The sequence below is a fragment of the Streptomyces sp. NBC_01261 genome (assembly GCF_036226385.1).
Taxonomy (GTDB): Bacteria; Actinomycetota; Actinomycetes; order Streptomycetales; family Streptomycetaceae; genus Streptomyces.
Map to the genome: position 1 here is coordinate 4,156,476 of NZ_CP108463.1, position 16,892 is coordinate 4,173,367.

Annotated in this window: 10 protein-coding genes and 1 pseudogene; 6 read left to right on the plus strand and 5 right to left on the minus strand. The window is 71.2% G+C overall.

Annotation, left to right across the window (positions count from 1 at the left end; all coding sequences use genetic code 11):
- Nucleotides 1-58: 58 nt before the first annotated feature.
- From OG226_RS17860 to OG226_RS17875, 4 genes are all read left to right on the plus strand, one after another.
- The gene (locus OG226_RS17860) at nucleotides 59-781 is read left to right on the plus strand and encodes a spermidine synthase (RefSeq protein WP_329349447.1); all 723 of its coding nucleotides are present in this window, start codon (nucleotides 59-61) and stop codon (nucleotides 779-781) included.
- Between the two features lie 113 nt (nucleotides 782-894).
- Complete coding sequence (locus OG226_RS17865; protein WP_033282112.1) at nucleotides 895-1,635, plus strand: response regulator transcription factor; 741 nt, start codon at nucleotides 895-897, stop codon at nucleotides 1,633-1,635.
- Nucleotides 1,632-2,738, plus strand: a complete 1,107-nt coding sequence (locus OG226_RS17870; protein WP_328679119.1) for a sensor histidine kinase — start codon at nucleotides 1,632-1,634, stop codon at nucleotides 2,736-2,738. The genes OG226_RS17865 and OG226_RS17870 overlap by 4 nt, the downstream gene beginning before the upstream one ends.
- A gap of 281 nt (nucleotides 2,739-3,019) precedes the next feature.
- The gene (locus OG226_RS17875) at nucleotides 3,020-6,838 is read left to right on the plus strand and encodes a multifunctional oxoglutarate decarboxylase/oxoglutarate dehydrogenase thiamine pyrophosphate-binding subunit/dihydrolipoyllysine-residue succinyltransferase subunit (protein ID WP_329349448.1); all 3,819 of its coding nucleotides are present in this window, start codon (nucleotides 3,020-3,022) and stop codon (nucleotides 6,836-6,838) included.
- A 71-nt stretch (nucleotides 6,839-6,909) separates the two neighbouring features.
- Here the strand turns inward: OG226_RS17875 and OG226_RS17880 are convergent, their stop codons facing one another.
- Genes OG226_RS17880 through OG226_RS17895 form a run of 4 tightly spaced genes read right to left on the minus strand, consistent with a single transcriptional unit; the run spans nucleotide 6,910 to nucleotide 14,600 of the window.
- Entirely contained in the window at nucleotides 6,910-11,175 is a 4,266-nt protein-coding gene (locus OG226_RS17880) for an SAV_2336 N-terminal domain-related protein (protein WP_329349449.1), read from the minus strand.
- Nucleotides 11,175-12,206, minus strand: a complete 1,032-nt coding sequence (locus OG226_RS17885; RefSeq protein WP_328679122.1) for an AAA family ATPase — start codon at nucleotides 12,204-12,206, stop codon at nucleotides 11,175-11,177. The genes OG226_RS17880 and OG226_RS17885 overlap by 1 nt, the downstream gene beginning before the upstream one ends.
- A gap of 58 nt (nucleotides 12,207-12,264) precedes the next feature.
- Nucleotides 12,265-14,196, minus strand: a complete 1,932-nt coding sequence (locus tag OG226_RS17890; RefSeq protein WP_329349450.1) for a VMAP-C domain-containing protein — start codon at nucleotides 14,194-14,196, stop codon at nucleotides 12,265-12,267.
- Nucleotides 14,193-14,600 carry a CU044_2847 family protein gene (locus tag OG226_RS17895; RefSeq protein ID WP_328679124.1) on the minus strand — a complete coding sequence of 136 codons (408 nt, stop codon included), beginning with the start codon at nucleotides 14,598-14,600 and terminating at the stop codon, nucleotides 14,193-14,195. The genes OG226_RS17890 and OG226_RS17895 overlap by 4 nt, the downstream gene beginning before the upstream one ends.
- A gap of 134 nt (nucleotides 14,601-14,734) precedes the next feature.
- Here OG226_RS17895 and OG226_RS17900 point away from each other — a divergent pair, with 134 nt between their 5' ends.
- Nucleotides 14,735-14,917, plus strand: coding sequence for a DUF6104 family protein (locus OG226_RS17900; RefSeq protein ID WP_019075209.1), 183 nt, complete (start codon nucleotides 14,735-14,737; stop codon nucleotides 14,915-14,917).
- Nucleotides 14,918-14,944: 27 nt separating this feature from the next.
- On the opposite strand, the gene OG226_RS17905 is transcribed toward OG226_RS17900, so the two are convergent.
- A complete protein-coding gene (locus OG226_RS17905) occupies nucleotides 14,945-15,790 on the minus strand; it encodes a hypothetical protein (RefSeq protein WP_328679137.1) in 846 nt (281 codons plus the stop codon).
- 163 nt (nucleotides 15,791-15,953) lie between these two features.
- Here OG226_RS17905 and OG226_RS51570 point away from each other — a divergent pair.
- A pseudogene (locus tag OG226_RS51570) lies at nucleotides 15,954-16,787 on the plus strand (DUF4097 family beta strand repeat-containing protein); the annotation flags it as partial.
- Between the last annotated feature and the right edge of the window lie 105 nt (nucleotides 16,788-16,892).

A 16,892-nucleotide genomic window follows, 5' to 3' on the forward strand; every position in this document is an offset into this window, starting at 1 on the left:
GTGTTCGCCCTGGGTTAATTCGGCCGCACGATCCGGTGAAACTGCCAGGATGGATCGCATGACCACCGCGTACGACACCGCCGCGTACGACAGCACCTCCCCGTACGACACCCCCGTCGTCCTGGACCGTCGCGAGGGCCCCTACGGCGAGGTGGTGCTGCGCCGGCACGGGGAGTTGCTCCAGATCATCGCCAACGGGTGCTTCCTCATGGACACTTCGGACGGGCGGTCGGAGCGGCTGCTGGTCGACGCCGCACGCGATGCCCTCGACTCGCGCCCCGAACCCGATGGAGCGCCGGACGTGTTGATCGGCGGGCTCGGTGTCGGGTTCTCGCTCGCTCATGCCGCCGCCGATCCCCGCTGGGGGCGGATCACGGTCGTCGAACGGGAACCCGCGATCGTCGAATGGCACCGATCGGGGCCCTTGTCGGCGCTCTCCGCGGACGCTCTCGCCGACCCGCGGACCGAAATTGTGAAAACGGACCTGGTCGCATTCGTCAATGAGACTTGCGCCACTTTCGACGCGCTCTGTCTCGACATCGACAACGGCCCCGGCTGGACCGTCACCGAGGGCAACGACAGCCTCTACTCACCGGCCGGACTGGCAAGCTGCGCAAGGGTGTTGAGACCGGGCGGGGTACTCGCCGTATGGTCGGCGCAGCCCTCTCCGGAATTTGAGCGAACCTTATGGAATGCCGGGTTCCAACGGGTGCGTACCGAAGAGATCCCGGTTGCCCGAGGAGTTCCCGACGTCGTGCATCTCGCCGTACGACCTGGATAGCAAAGGCGACGTCACTCCCCGTACTCTGCTTGCCTGGCGCAGATCATTCAAGCGTCAAGAGCAGTCATGGGATCACCCCACTGGTTCCGGAAAGCACACTTCAGGGGCGGGCGATGGAGCAGACACACACCTCCCACAACGGTACGGCCACGGCCACGCCGGGCGCGCAGCGCCGGGTGCTCGTGGTCGAGGACGATCCGACGATCGTCGACGCCATCGCGGCCCGTCTGCGCGCCGAGGGATTTCTCGTGCAGACCGCGGGCGACGGGCCTTCGGCCGTCGACACCGCCGAGGCCTGGCAGCCCGATCTGCTGATCCTCGACATCATGCTGCCCGGCTTCGACGGGCTGGAGGTCTGCCGCCGTGTGCAGGCCGCCCGCCCGGTGCCGGTGCTGATGCTCACCGCGCGCGACGACGAGACCGACATGCTGGTCGGGCTCGGGGTCGGCGCCGACGACTACATGACCAAGCCGTTCTCGATGCGGGAGCTGGCGGCGCGCGTGCACGTCCTGCTGCGCCGGGTGGAGCGTGCCGTGGTGGCCGCGTCCACCCCGCGCTCGGGCATCCTGCGCCTCGGCGAGCTGGAGATCGACCACGCGCAGCGCCGGGTACGGGTGCGCAGCGAGGACGTTCACCTCACACCCACCGAGTTCGACCTGCTGGTGTGCCTGGCGAACACCCCGCGCGCCGTGCTCTCGCGCGAGCAGCTGCTCGCCGAGGTGTGGGACTGGGCGGACGCCTCCGGCACCCGCACCGTCGACAGCCACATCAAGGCGCTGCGCCGGAAGATCGGCGCCGAGCGGATCCGCACGGTGCACGGCGTCGGCTACGCACTGGAGACCCCGACGCCATGAACGACGGGCCGACGTCACGGAGGAGCCCCGGGGAACCCTGGGGCGGCGTACGCCCGTTCTCGATCAAGACCAAGCTGGGCGCGCTGGTCGTCATCGCGGTGCTCATCACCACCGGGCTGATGATGATCGCCATGCGCACGGCGACGGAGCTGCGCTTCATCACGGTCTTCTCGATGATCGCCACACTGCTGATAACGCAGTTCGTGGCCCATTCGCTCACCGCGCCGCTGGACGAGATGAACACGGTGGCCCGGTCGATCTCGCGCGGTGACTACACGCGCCGGGTGCGCGAGAACCGCCGTGACGAACTGGGCGACCTGGCCGGGACGATCAACGTCATGGCCGACGAGCTGGAGGCGCAGGAGCGCCAGCGCAAGGAACTCGTCGCGAACGTCTCGCACGAGCTGCGCACCCCCATCGCGGGCCTGCGCGCCGTCCTGGAGAACGTCGTCGACGGCGTCTCGGCCGCCGATCCGGAGACCATGCGGACGGCGCTGAAGCAGACGGAGCGCTTGGGACGTCTCGTCGAGACGCTGCTCGATCTCTCCCGGCTGGACAACGGCGTCGTACCGCTGAAGACGCGCCGCTTCGAGGTGTGGCCGTATCTCTCGGGCGTGCTCAAGGAGGCCAACATGGTCGCCTCCGCGCGCGCGGGCATCGCGTCGGGCTCGGGGAGTCACACGCGGACGGACGTCCATCTGCACCTGGACGTGTCCCCGCCGGAGCTGACCGCGCTCGCCGACCCGGAGCGCATCCACCAGGTCGTCGCCAACCTGATCGACAACGCGGTCAAGCACAGCCCCGCGCACGGCCGGGTGACGGTGAAGGCGCGGCGCGGGGCGCGGCCGGAGTCGCTGGAGCTGGAGGTCCTGGACGAGGGGCCCGGCATCCCGAAGGCGCAGTGGGCGCACATCTTCGAGCGGTTCAACCGGGGAGCGGTCAGCTCGCCGCACGGACCGGGCAGCGACGGCGGTACGGGCCTCGGTCTGGCGATCGCCCGCTGGGCGGTGGATCTGCACGGCGGCCGGATCGGTGTGGCCGAATCCGACCGTGGCTGCCGGATCATCGTCACCCTCCCGGGACTGTCTTCCGTGCCAAGTTGACGTAAAGTTCGAACCGGAGCCCAAAGATCCACGACGGTCCGCGCTGGCGGACACGTGTGATCAGGCACAGGCCCGCGCCATCGGCGCGTCCGGCCCGCATCGACGCGACCCTTCCGCAGCGGAACCACGCTTGTTTCCCGCCATTTCGATGCTCGAAACACACTTTCCGATGTGACTTACGCGACGATGGACCGGCCCGACCCGACCTTGGCGGTCATGGGGGCGTAGCCTTAATTCCCGCTGTCCATCACCTTGTGAAGCGGAAGAGGGCGGTTGCCGCCGTGTCGTCACAGTCCCCCAGTAACTCGACCATCTCGACCGAGTCCGACCAAGCCGCGGGTAAGAATCCCGCGGCGGCGTTCGGGCCCAACGAGTGGCTCGTCGACGAGATCTATCAGCAGTACCTCCAGGATCCGAACTCGGTAGACCGAGCCTGGTGGGACTTCTTCGCCGACTACAAGCCGGGCGCGGCTGCCGCCCCGACCTCGACTTCGGCGGGTACTGCGGCCGCGGGGGCCGTAGGAACCACCCCGGCCCCGGCGGCACCCGCCGCCCCGGCCCAGGCTCCGGCCGCTCCTGCCGCGCCTGCCGCTCCGGCGGTCCCCGCGCCGGCGCCCGCAGCCGCCGCTCCGGCGCCGGTGAAGGCCGTAGCCCCGGCTCCCGCGCCTGCGAAGGCGGCGGCCCCGGCCGCTCAGCCGAAGAAGGCCGAGCCCGCGGTCGAGGCCGTCGGTGGCCCGGAGTTCGTCACCCTGCGCGGTCCCGCCGCCGCGGTCGCGAAGAACATGAACGCCTCGATCGAGGTCCCCACCGCCACGTCGGTGCGCGCGGTCCCGGTCAAGCTGCTCTTCGACAACCGCATCGTCATCAACAACCACCTGAAGCGTGCCCGGGGCGGGAAGATCTCCTTCACCCACCTCATCGGCTACGCGATGGTGCAGGCCATCAAGGCCATGCCGTCGATGAACCACTCCTTCCAGGAGAAGGACGGCAAGCCGACCCTGGTCAAGCCGGAGCACATCAACTTCGGTCTCGCCATCGACCTGGTGAAGCCCAACGGCGACCGCCAGCTCGTCGTCGCCGGCATCAAGAAGGCCGAGACGCTGAACTTCTTCGAGTTCTGGCAGGCCTACGAGGACATCGTCCGCCGCGCCCGCGACGGCAAGCTGACGATGGATGACTTCACGGGCGTCACCGTGTCGTTGACCAACCCCGGCGGCCTCGGCACCGTCCACTCGGTCCCCCGCCTGATGCCCGGTCAGTCGGTCATCATGGGCGTCGGCTCCATGGACTACCCGGCGGAGTTCCAGGGCACCTCCCAGGACACCCTCAACAAGCTCGGCATCTCGAAGGTCATGACGCTCACGTCGACCTACGACCACCGGGTCATCCAGGGCGCCGCCTCCGGCGAGTTCCTGCGGATCGTCGCGAACCTCCTGCTCGGCGAGAGCGGCTTCTACGACGAGATCTTCGAGGCGCTGCGCATCCCGTACGAGCCGGTCCGCTGGCTCAAGGACATCGACGCGTCGCACGACAACGACGTGACGAAGGCCGCCCGCGTCTTCGAGCTGATCCACTCCTACCGGGTCCGCGGCCACGTCATGGCCGACACCGACCCGCTGGAGTACCGCCAGCGCAAGCACCCCGACCTGGACATCACCGAGCACGGCCTCACCCTGTGGGACCTGGAGCGGGAGTTCGCGGTCGGCGGCTTCGCCGGCAAGTCCCTGATGAAGCTGCGCGACATCCTGGGCGTGCTGCGCGACTCCTACTGCCGCACCACCGGCATCGAGTTCATGCACATCCAGGACCCGAAGCAGCGCAAGTGGATCCAGGACCGCATCGAGCGCTCGCACTCCAAGCCGGAGCGCGAGGAGCAGCTGCGCATCCTGCGCCGCCTGAACGCGGCCGAGGCCTTCGAGACCTTCCTGCAGACGAAGTACGTCGGCCAGAAGCGCTTCTCCCTTGAGGGCGGCGAGTCGGTCATCCCGCTGCTGGACGCGGTCATCGACAGCGCGGCCGAGTCGCGCCTCGACGAGGTCGTCATCGGCATGGCCCACCGCGGCCGGCTCAACGTTCTCGCGAACATCGTCGGCAAGTCGTACGCCCAGATCTTCCGCGAGTTCGAGGGCAACCTCGACCCGAAGTCGATGCACGGCTCCGGCGACGTGAAGTACCACCTGGGCGCCCAGGGCACCTTCACCGGCCTGGACGGCGAGCAGATCAAGGTCACCCTCGCGGCGAACCCGTCGCACCTGGAGACGGTCGACCCGATCATCGAGGGCATCGTCCGCGCCCGCCAGGACATCATCAACAAGGGCGGCACGGACTTCACGGTCCTGCCCCTCGCCCTGCACGGTGACGCGGCCTTCGCGGGCCAGGGCGTGGTGGCCGAGACGCTCAACATGTCCCAGCTGCGCGGCTACCGCACCGGCGGCACGATCCACATCGTCATCAACAACCAGGTCGGCTTCACGGCCGCCCCGGAGTCCTCGCGTTCGTCGATGTACGCCACGGACGTGGCGCGCATGATCGAGGCCCCGATCTTCCACGTGAACGGCGACGACCCGGAGGCCGTGGTCCGCGTCGCGCGGCTGGCCTTCGAGTTCCGTCAGGCGTTCAACAAGGACGTGGTGATCGACCTCATCTGCTACCGCCGCCGCGGTCACAACGAGTCGGACAACCCGGCCTTCACCCAGCCGCTGATGTACGACCTGATCGACAAGAAGCGCTCGGTGCGCAAGCTGTACACCGAGTCGCTGATCGGCCGGGGCGACATCACCCTTGAGGAAGCCGAACAGGCGCTCCAGGACTACCAGGGCCAGCTGGAGAAGGTCTTCACGGAGGTCCGCGAGGCGACCGCCCAGCCGGGTGCCGCCCCGATGTCGGACCCGCAGGCGGAGTTCCCGGTCGCGGTCTCCACGGCGATCTCCTCGGAGGTCGTGAAGCGGATCGCCGAGTCCCAGGTCAACATCCCGGACACCTTCCACGTCCACCCGCGCCTGCTGCCCCAGCTGCAGCGCCGGGCGACGATGGTCGAGGACGGGACGATCGACTGGGGCATGGGCGAGACGCTGGCGATCGGCTCCCTGCTGCTGGAGGGCACCCCGGTGCGCCTCTCCGGCCAGGACTCCCGCCGCGGCACGTTCGGCCAGCGCCACGCGGTCCTCATCGACCGCCAGACGGGCGAGGACTACACCCCGCTCCAGTACCTCTCCGAGGAGCAGGCGCGCTACAACGTCTACGACTCCCTCCTCTCCGAGTACGCGGTCATGGGCTTCGAGTACGGCTACTCGCTGGCCCGCCCCGACGCGCTCGTGATGTGGGAGGCGCAGTTCGGCGACTTCGTCAACGGCGCGCAGTCGGTGGTCGACGAGTACATCTCGGCGGCGGAACAGAAGTGGGGCCAGACGTCCGGCGTCACCCTCCTGCTCCCCCACGGCTACGAGGGCCAGGGCCCGGACCACTCCTCGGCCCGCGTGGAGCGCTTCCTCCAGCTCTGCGCGCAGAACAACATGACGGTCGCGATGCCGACCCTCCCGTCGAACTACTTCCACCTCCTGCGGTGGCAGGTGCACAACCCGCACCACAAGCCGCTGGTGGTCTTCACCCCGAAGTCGATGCTGCGCCTCAAGGCCGCCGCGTCGAAGACGGAGGAGTTCACGACGGGCCAGTTCCGCCCGGTCATCGGCGACGCGTCGGTGACGGACCCGGCGGCCGTCCGCAAGGTCGTCTTCGTCACGGGCAAGCTGTACTACGACCTGGACGCCGAGCGGGTCAAGCGCGGCTCCACGGACACGGCGATCATCCGCCTTGAGCGGCTGTACCCGCTGCCCGGTGCCGAGGTCCAGGCCGAGATCGCCAAGTACCCGAACGCCGAGAAGTACCTCTGGGCCCAGGAGGAGCCGGCCAACCAGGGCGCCTGGCCGTTCATCGCCCTGAACCTGATCGACCACCTGGACCTGGCGGTCGGCGCGGATGTTCCTCACGGGGAGCGGCTGCGGCGGATCTCCCGCCCGCACGGGTCGTCCCCGGCGGTCGGTTCCGCGAAGCGGCACCAGGCTGAGCAGGAGCAGTTGGTGCGGGAGGTGTTCGAGGCGTAGGTCTCGACCGGTTCTACGGTGGGCCCGGCTCCGAGTCTTGATGACTCGGGGGCGGGCCCATTGCCGTACGGTCAGCGGTCGTCGGGGGGATCGCAGAAGACGGCGAGGTGGCGGGCCCAGGCGGCTTCGGAGGCGTGGCGGGTGGCGCTGTACGCCCTCAAGTAGCAGACCTGTGCGACGAGTTCACGGGCGGTGCCGGTCTGCCGCAGGAGGTCCTCGGCTCGCTCGTAGAAGTCGGCGCAGTCGGTGTGGGTCGCCGCTCGGCTCCACAGCACGAGGGGGAAGCCCAGGGACTTGGCCTGGTCGAGGCCGGTGGTCGGCGTGGTCTCGTCGGCGTGCCGGCACAGGAGCGGTACCGCGTTGAGGGACGTCCTAGTCCAGTCGACGGTGCCCGTCCCGTGCAGCCGGAGGCCCTGCAGCGGGCCGCCGGACACCGCATCCCAGCGCTGCCGCCACTCCCGAGGCGGATAACGGCCGATACCGTACTCGCTGCGTACGAAGACGTTCCGCTCCCATCCGAGGGCGCTCCTCTCCGGCAGCCGCCAGTTCTCCACAGGGAGGTCCCACAACAGCTCGGTCGGCAGGGAGAATTGGACGGATGCCACGGTACCGGGCGTCTCGGCCTCCGCAAGTGCGTCCACGAGATGCCGGCACAGCCGCTCCGGCAGGTCTTCGGCCCGCGCTCCCGACATGTCCCCCTCCATGACCGCATCCTCGCTGCCTCGCACCAGGACGAGGCGCCAGCCGTAGTCCTTGGGGCCGGTGCGCTCGATCTTCACGCGCACAACGGGTCCGATCCGGGTGAAGTCCGTGTCCACGCGGCTGAAGGCGGCGCCGACGTCCTGCCCGCCCTCACCCGCGAGGCGCTGCCGGGCGATGTCGGTCCAGTTCCGCAGCACGGCGAGGGCCGGGGCCTGGGCCGGGCCGCTCCGGGTGGCCTGGTGGGCCCAGACGCGTGCGGCGTACAGGAGGAGGCGCTCGTCGGTGGCGAGGTGGTTCAGGTATCCGGCGCCGTCCCGCCAGTGGCGCGGGAGAACGTCCGGCCGTTCTCGTGGCCCGAGCAGTTCCAGGACCGTCTTCGGCTCGATGGGCGGCTCCAACTCGGCGAGGAGTCCGTAGAGTTCGGTCCGCTCGTCGGGTGGGAGGGCCTGCGACGGTGGGTCGGTGAGCCCGAGTTGGACGCCGGTCCACGTCATGTGGAGCCCCCGCTCGGCGAACCGCTCGGCGTGGTGCCGGTCATGCGCCCGTACGAGGCCGTGCCACAACTCGGCGCCCGTGGGGCCCTCTTCGCACAGCGCCCGCAACTCCTCGATGCGGACTGCCTCTCCCCTCCCGCCGCCGTCTGCCCGCCGGGACTTGACGACACCGACCACGGAGCCGTCCTGTGCGTCGACGACGGGGCCGCCCGCGCTTCCGAGGGGGATCGACTCGCCGTCCAGCAGGAGGGTGTCCCGGCCCAACCGTCCGGTGACCGCGGCCGCCGTGGAGACCACCCGGGGTGCGTCCAGGGGCCCTTCGGCTCCGTACAGCGTCGCCGGTCCGTTCCCGGCGGCCGGGCGGTCGGTGAGCCACAGGCAGTCGACCCCGTCCACGTCGGGGACGTGCAGCAGCGCCAACCCGCCCACGTCACGGACCCGTTCGACCTGGTGGCGGCGACCGTCCATCGTGGTGACGCCGACGCCCGACTGCCGGTCGCGGCCCTCGACCACGTGGGCCGCGGTGACCACCCAGCCGGGCGCCAGGAAGAAACCACTCGCCGATACGACACCCTGCGCGCCGGCCGGGGCGTGGACTCGGACGAGGGCGCGTCGGACGAGTTCGTCCCGCTCGGTCGCCGGTACGGCCGGGTTCTCCTCCTCGGGGGCGGACACCCTCAGCGCGGGGACCGCCTCCGCCCAGGCCCCGTCCTTCGTGGTGATCAGCGCGTGGCCGCCGCTGATCAGCAGGTCGTTGGCGTCCTGGAGGTCGTCCCAGCCGTCGTAGACGATCAGCCAGCGGAGGTTCGCCTCGCGCAACTTCCGGAAGAGTTCGTGGAGTTGGGGGATGTCGTTGGCGTAGGGGGCGAGGGTGGGTCCGAAGCGTCGGACGTCGCCGAGTCGTGTCGCGTGGTCCCGGGCCCGGATCCACCCCACGAAGTCGTAGTTCCCGGCGAACCGGCGTACGTACTCCGCCGCGAGCTGTGTCTTGCCGGACGACGGCGGTCCGACCAGGGCGCAGGCCGCGGAATCTCCTTGCGCGGTCGACAGTTTCTCGCGCAGCTGTCGGAGCAGGTCCTCCCGGAGGACGTATCCCGGCGAGGGTGTGGGCACCATGCCCCACACCACCTGGGCAGGTCCGGGAAAGTCGAAGTCCGGGGCTTCGGCCAGGTGAGCGCCCGGGTCGTCGATACCCAGAGTGTCCAGCAGCCGCCATCTGGCCATGCGCTCGGTCGAGTTGGCCAGGGAGACGACCGGTTCCAGGCCCGGGCTCCAGTGCGGTGGAGGCCAGGGAGTGCTGACGTCGACGGTGACGACCAGCTGTTCGGCCATCGCCACGAGGGTTGCCAGTGCCACCTCGAACACCTTGCAGCCGTTGCCGAGAAGGAGGAGCACCGGCGCCGTGAACGCCTCCCGCAGCTCCTCGACGTCGGTCCACGTCCGCAGATCCACGTCGTATCCCGCGGCGCTCAGCACGTGGGCCGTCCAGAGCACCCACGCCCTGTCATCCACCATGTAGAACACGGCAAACCGCTCACGCCGCACCTCCGGCCGCGCGAACCGCCCCAACACCACCCGAGACACCTCGGCGAACGCCTCCGGAACCCCCTCCTCCCCCGCAGGCAGCGCACCCGTGTCCCCGGTCAGCCGAGCCAACGCCAACGCCGGAAAGTTCCGCGCCCTGCGCCCGAAGTTCCGCTCCACATACGCCCCGCAGTGCTTGAGCACGAGCAGCGCGTCCCCCCGAGGCAGCAGCCGCAGCAACTCCTCCCGCACCCCGGGAACGAACTCGTACCACCCCTCCCCGTCACCGCGTCTGAGCAGCCCACTGAGCAGAACCTCGGCCAGCACGGACGGCCCACTGCGCGGCTGTACCGCCCGCTGGACGAGCTGCATCACCGGCAGGCTCAGCGGTACGGCGGAGAAGGAGACGGCGAGGGACACGGCCTGGCGGGAGGCGGAGCGGCGGAAGGCCGTGACGAGCGGACCGGGGTCGGCGGGCGGCCGTTCGGGCCTGGGCGGGGCCGCAGGATGACCGGCGTGGACCCAGGCGGCCGCCGCAGGCAGGGAGAGGCCGGTGCCGCCCGACAGCAACCGGGCCCAGGTGCCGAGCGCGGCCCGGGTGGGCCCGAGCACCGGCACCGGGAGCGCGCCGGACGGTACTCGGCCCTCGGCCGGCCTGAACTCCAGCCTGGCGCCCAGCCCTTCGCGGCGGCGCAGTGTGCCCGGGAGGGCCGGGAGGTGGGTGCGCCGCCACAACCGCTGCGGCAGGGGCTGGACCACGGCGACGGGCGCGGCCTTCGTCCAGTGGTGCAGCAGCCGTTGCAACTGGCCCGAGCGCCACAGCGGGCCCGCGCAGTCGCTGAGGACGAGGGTGAGTTGGCGTCCCGTGGGGTCGCGCAGTTGCTCGGCGGCGCGCAGGCCACGACCCGGTTCCCGTGAGGTGCCGATCGCCAACTGGCCGTCGGCGCCCTGGTGGACGTAGTGCACCCGCACCTCGCGGAAGGCGCCGAGGCCCGTGCAGATCTGGCGGAGTTCCTCAAGTGTGCTGTCCCAGACGGAGGTTGAGGTCGACGCGTCCATCAGCAGCCGCATCCGGGCCTCGCGGCGTGCGCCCGGTCGGAACACCGGGGTGAACAGGCCGGTCTCGGCGGCCCGTTCGGCGGTGGCCTGTTCGTCGAGGAGATGGGCGGTGGTGCGGACGGGCGGGTGGTAGCGCTGGAGGGGGCGCAGGGCGCGTTGGAGGGCGAGGGAGTTCGGGAGGGCGGTCGCCGCGGGGACGCGGACGGGGACGAAGTCCGGTTCGGGTGCGGCCTGTTCGGTGCCCTCGGGGGGTGCGGGGCGTCGGCGACGGTCGGCGTAGAGGTGGGTGCGGTCGTCGAGCGTGGTGGGGGTGGGGGCCGTGGCGTCGGAGCGGGGTGTCGGATTCTCTCGGGCCGGGATGCTCGAAGGTTCGTCCAGCGGGTCGGCGGCCGACTCCGGTTCCGGCGGGGTCACTTCCGCGCGCGACACGTGTTCCGCCAGCCACAGCGCCTCCGCGAGTTCGCGTGCGCCGGGGTCGACGCCCAGCCGCGCGCGCAACCGCTCGGCGAGTCCGCCGAGCGGTCCGTCCGCGGAAGAGGGTGTCGAGGGTGCCGTCATCAGCGCGTTCCGTGCTCGCCCTGGTCCAGCGGTCGCATCAGCAGCTCGGCGAGCCGTTGCCGGTCGGGCTCGCTGTCGCGTACCGCTTCCTGGGTGAGGTAGATGGCGTTGAGGAGTTGGTCGGCGGCGCGCAGGGAGCCGGGGCTCGACTCCAGGAATTCGCGGATCAGTTGCTCGTTGCCGGACGGGTTCGTGTCGCCGAAGTGGGCGCGGACCATGGCGTCGAGGCGGGCGGTGCCCCACTCGTCGTTGCGGGGCGCGGGCAGGTCGAGGTGGAGGCAGCGGCGCAACAGCGGTGCGGGGAAGTCGCGTTCACCGTTGCTGGTCATCACGACGACGGGGAAGGCGCGGCAGCGCACCTGTCCCTTCTGGACGGGGGCGCGGTCGCCGTCGTCGGTGAGGACCTGGACCTCGGGCTGTCGGCGCGCGATGCGTTGCAGCTCGGCGATGCCGAACTCGCCCTCCTCCAGGGCGTTGAGGAGGTCGTTGGGCAGGTCGATGTCGCTCTTGTCGAGTTCGTCGACGAGGAGGACCCGGGGGCGGGTGCGGGGCAGCAGGGCGGTGCCGAGCGGGCCCAGGCGCAGGTACTCGCCGATGTCCTCCGTGTAGGGCTCGCCCAACTCCTTCGCCATCTGCATGTCTTGGAGGCGGGCGATCGCGTCGTACGTGTAGAGGCCGTCGCGCAGGGTGGTGCGGCTGACGATGGGCCAGTGCAGGACGCGGCCGAGGCCGAGTTCGTGCGCGAGGGCGTGGGCGAGCGTGGACTTGCCGGAGCCCGGGTCGCCGGTCACCAGCAGGGGGCGCCTCAAGTAGAGGGCCGCGTTGATCAGTTCGAGTTCCTCCGGGCGCCAGGTGAGGCCGCCCGCGCCCCGGGTGCCGAGGCGGCGCGTCGACTCGGTGCCCAGCGGCGGGACCGTCCCGACGAGCGGGCCGCCGTCGAAGTCGCGCCACGGCGGCGGCGCGGGCAGCCGTTCGACACCGTCGTGCGGCTCACCGGAACCCCGGAAGACGAACCAGTCGGGGGTGGTCACGGGAGTCTCCTTCTGCCGGGCGGCCACAATCCGCGGGCCGTGGTGGGGAGTTGGCGGGTCACGGGGAGTCCAACGGGTCGTCGCAGACCGGGAGGGGGCGCCGCGGGTCGTCGTAGAGAAGCGCGACGTGTGCCGTCCAGGCCGCGTCCTCGCCGCCCTCCTCACCGGCCTGTTCCCGGAGGGCTCGCAGCCGCTCGGGCAGGGCCGCGGCGCCGTCGACCGAGCCGAGCAACTGTGCGCTACGGCCGTACAGTTCGCCGCAGTCCACACCGCACGCGCGCGCGTGCTCGCCCTTGAGGCTCCACAGGGCGACGCCGTATCCGGCGCCGATCGCGTCGGTCAGCGAGTCGGCGTTCTGGTGCGGCGGGCGGCACAGGACCGGCACCGCGTCGGGGGCCGCCGCCTCCAGCGCCTCCTTCGCGTACTCGGGCGCGTGCACCGGCAAGGCCTTGAGCGCGCTCCCGGCGACCCCGTCCCAGCGCTCCCGCCACTCCGGGGCGGGCTCGCCGCGCCGGTTCAGCGAGCGCAGCACGACCTGCCGCTGCGCACCCATGGACGGCTCGGCGGTCCGCGGCCACTGGTGCACGTCGAGCCCGAAGTGCTCGACGGGCAGGGCCAGTTCGAGCCGGGCACGGCGGTGTTCGGCGTCCAGCTTCCGGAACGCCCGGCGCAGCGGCTGGTGCAGCGCCCGCTGGAGATCGGCGAGCGGGGCTCCCTCGTCCTCGGTGTCCTCGTCGAGCATCCGCGCGGTGGCGGGGCCGTCGGGCCAGGACCAGACCCGCCAGTGGAAACGCTCACCGGGGCCGTACGGGTTGCGTTCCAACTCGACGGCTATGACGGGCCGTTCACTGTCCGGGGCGACGGGCCCCGCACTGCCGTGGTCGTCGGTGTTGCCTGCGAGCCGGTCGTCACCGACGACCAACTCCCGGTCGTCTGCGGCCCGTTCACGCAGCAGCGCCGCGAACGGGCCGGGGAGCCGCTCGATCCGCGCCTTCACCCAGCGCTCCAGTTCGGCGACGGCGTCCGGTGCCCGCCGCCGGCAGGCATGGGCCACGGCGAGCAGGTAGTGCAGTGCGACGATCTCGGCGCCCTCGGGCTGGTCGTGCGCCCAGCCCTGCCCGTCGCGCCAGTCGACCGGGGCCAACTCGTCCTCCCACAGCGGCTCGTAGCCGAGGACGCGGCTGATCATCCACTGCAGTTCGGCCGACGAGACGGGCCGCGGCAGTTCGGCGAGCAGCGCGGACGCCTCGGCGCTGTCCCGCGCTCCCCAGCCGCCCGCCCGCGTTTCGCCTTGCAGCCGCACCCAGTTGGGGCCGGCCGTCATGCGGTGATGCCACCGGTCGTGCGCACGGATCAGCGCCGCGTACGGGTCGGGTCCCAGACTGTCCTCGCCGCCCACGGCACGCGCCTCGCGGAAGCCGCGCAGAGCCGTCGCCGCGACGGCCAGGCCGCCGTCCTTGCCTGCGCGGCGGGCCTTGACGATGCCCGCGACGACTCCGTGGTCACGGTCCAGCAGGGGCCCGCCGGAGGCGCCGTGCGGTATCTCCATGTGGGGCGCGAGGGTGAAGCCGTAGGAGCCGTCCCTGCCGTTGCACTCGCTGTGGCCGTTCCAGCGCTGGGGCGCCCCGCCCGTCGGGGTGCGCCAGCCGAACGCGGTGACCTGGTGCGGCGGGTCGTAGCGATCGGTAAGCCGCACGCACGCGTGGCCGTCGGCCGCGTCATCCTTCAGGCGGACGAGGGCGAGGTCCTGTTCGGGGTCGGTGCCGCCGCCGAGCCAGTACGCGAGCCGGGCCGGGGTGTCGAGTCGATGGCCCTGCACGCGCAGCGTGCCGACGCTCTCGACATCGCCGTCGATGTGCAGGACGTGCGCGCAGGTCAGCACCCAGCCGGGCGCGACAAGAAAGCCGCTCCCCCAGAGGGTGCCGGGCGCCGCGTCCGGACCGATCCGGACGGTGGCGCGTATCGCCAACTGTTCGAGCTGGCCGGTCATGTGGCGGCGGCGTTCCGGCCGTCCTGGAGCGTCGTGGCGGTGGCGTCCCCCGCGGTCCGCACGCTGTCCCCGCGCCAGGTGAGCGTGATCGACAGAGCCGCCTTGGCCTCACCGTCGGCGAGCAGCGCCACGGCCTTGCCCGGCTTCATCGCCAGTTCCACCCCGAAGGTGGCGCTGACCTCGTCGGGCCGCACGGCACGCGCCGCCGCCAGCACGGCACCGCCCACACCGCTGACGAGTTCGTTGAGCTGGTCGATCCGCGCGGCCATGTGATCGAGGGCGCCCACGTCCTCGTACGCGAACTCGTCGGCCCCGCCGGGCACTTCCTCGGCCGAGAGCACACTGACCCGCGCGAGCACCCGCTCTCCCCCGGGCAGCTCGATCTCCTGGATCTTCCGTTCCATCACGCCCCCGTACGACGATCCCGTCCGCCTGTGGTCATTGTGCCCAGGCACGCACGCGTGAAGTGCGGGATCGGAACCATTGCCCTCCCGCATAACCTTGGGGTGTCAGACCCACGCCCCCAGGAGAATCCCCCGTGTACTTCACCGACCGAGGCATCGAAGAGCTCGAAAAGCGACGCGGCGAGGAAGAGGTCACCTTCGAGTGGCTCGCCGAGCAGCTCCGCACCTTCGTCGACCTGAACCCGGACTTCGAGGTCCCGGTGGAACGCCTGGCGACCTGGCTGGCCCGACTGGACGACGAGGACGACGACGAGTAGTTCCTGCGGCGATGCCGCCCGGGTGTGTCAGTCGCGCGGGCGGGCGAGGTCGGAGGCGAGGCCCAGCGTGCCGTGGGCCAGGAGTAGCGCCCCCGCTACGGTCCAGCCTCCGCTACGGCGTCGTAGGCCCCAGGTCGTGAGCGGGAGGCCCGCTGCCGCCTGGGTCAGGGCCAGGGCGCGCGCCCTGGGCGTGCCGGACCAGGGCATCCAGGGACCGAGGCGGCTCTTGTCGACCGCGTCGAGTTCCGCGCGGACCGCTTCGCGCCAACCCGCCCACTCGATCCGCTGGGCGTCGGGGCGGACGCGGGCGATCTCCCGGAGGCGGTCGGCGGGTTCGCCCGGGGTGAGGCCGGTGGGCAGGGCCACTCCCGCGCGCGTGAGGACCGCCAGGAGACCGCGGAGACGGGCGCGGGCGTCGGCTTCGGGGTCCGGTTTCGTGAGCTGGTCCAGGGACTGCAGGTCCAGTACGGGGTCCAGGCCCAGGCGGGCGGCGAAGGTGCGCATCGCCTCGTCCTCGCCGGCCGGGGTGCCGTCGGTGAGCCAGACGTAGCCGACGGGGCGGCGGAAACCCGAGGCCAGGGTGCAGCCCGCGCGGTCGGCGTCCCACCACAGGGCGAGTACCGGCCAGGGGGCGCCGACGGCGAGCGCGGTGGCCCAGCCGGTGAGGACGCGGTCGACCGGTTCCTCACCGTGCAGCCAGGGCTTGCCCTCGGGTACGAGCACGCTCCAGCCGTCGCCCGCGCGGGTCAGCAGCATGCGTTCGCGGAGCGGGTGGGCCGCCTGGGCGACGGACTCGGGGTCCGCACGGCAGAGCAGCAGGGCGCCCGGGGTGGCACCGGTCCGGTGTCTGGCCTGCGGTTTCTCCGTCGACATGGTCACACGCTAGGGCAATGCGCCCGTTTCCGCCGTTTGTTCGATGCCCGGTGATCACCGGAACGAGTGTCTTGACTTTCCCCATCCGCGATATATCGTGTTTCTCGGAAGACGCGATATGGCGCGTCGTGTTCCGTCCGGTTAGGCCGAGGAGGTCTGCATCATGTCCGAGTGGTCCGTCGCAGAGCCCAAGAAGCTCACGTTCGACGAGCCCGTGAGCGATCTCCACGTACGCATCGTCAACGGAACGGTGAACGTCGTGGGGACGGACGAGGGTTCCGCCCGCATGGAAATCTCGGAGATCGACGGGCCGCCCCTGGTGGTGACCCAGAGGAACGGCACGCTGACGGTGGCGTACGAGGACCTCCCCTGGAAGGGCTTCCTCAAGTGGCTCGACCGGAAGGGCTGGCGGCGCAGCGCGGTGGTCTCCCTGGCCGTGCCCGCGAGCACCCGGGTCGAGGTCGGGGTTGTCGGCGCGGCGGCCGTCGTCTCCGGGATCAGCGGGCCTTCGGTGGTGCGGGGGGTCACCGGCGACACGACTCTCGTCAGCCTCTCCGGATCCGTCCGCGCCGAGACGGTCTCCGGGAACCTGGAGGCCCAGGCCGTCACCGGCGACCTCCGCTTCAACTCCGTCTCCGGCGACCTCACCGTCGTCGAGGGCTCGGGACCCTCCGTGCGCGCCGAGTCCGTGAGCGGCTCCATGATCGTGGACCTCGACCCGGACGGCCCCACCGACGTCCGCCTCACCAACGTCTCGGGCGAGATCGCCATCCGCCTCCCACATCCGGCGGACGCGGACGTCGAGGCCAACACGGCGAGCGGTTCGATCTCCAACGCCTTCGACGGCCTGCGGGTGCACGGCCAGTGGGGCGCCCACAAGATCACCGGCCGTCTGGGCGCGGGCACGGGGAAGCTGCGCGCGACGACCGTCTCCGGTTCGATCGCCCTCCTGCGACGCCCGGCGGCGGAGGACGAGGGCGAGGACGACGGACCCTGGGTCGGGGACACGGAGGTGACCGCCTCCACGACGCGGGCCGACAAGACGCCTCGGCCCGACATGACGAAGGGGCCCGATGCAGCGGCGAGGGCCGAAGCAGCAGCG

Coding starts and splice junctions, on each gene's coding strand:
- OG226_RS17890 (WP_329349450.1), bottom strand. CDS start 14,196: ATGACCGGCCAGCTCGAACAGTTGGCGATACGCGCCACCGTCCGGATC.
- OG226_RS17880 (WP_329349449.1), bottom strand. CDS start 11,175: ATGACGGCACCCTCGACACCCTCTTCCGCGGACGGACCGCTCGGCGGA.
- OG226_RS17860 (WP_329349447.1), top strand. CDS start 59: ATGACCACCGCGTACGACACCGCCGCGTACGACAGCACCTCCCCGTAC.
- OG226_RS17865 (WP_033282112.1), top strand. CDS start 895: ATGGAGCAGACACACACCTCCCACAACGGTACGGCCACGGCCACGCCG.
- OG226_RS17905 (WP_328679137.1), bottom strand. CDS start 15,790: ATGTCGACGGAGAAACCGCAGGCCAGACACCGGACCGGTGCCACCCCG.
- OG226_RS17870 (WP_328679119.1), top strand. CDS start 1,632: ATGAACGACGGGCCGACGTCACGGAGGAGCCCCGGGGAACCCTGGGGC.
- OG226_RS17895 (WP_328679124.1), bottom strand. CDS start 14,600: ATGGAACGGAAGATCCAGGAGATCGAGCTGCCCGGGGGAGAGCGGGTG.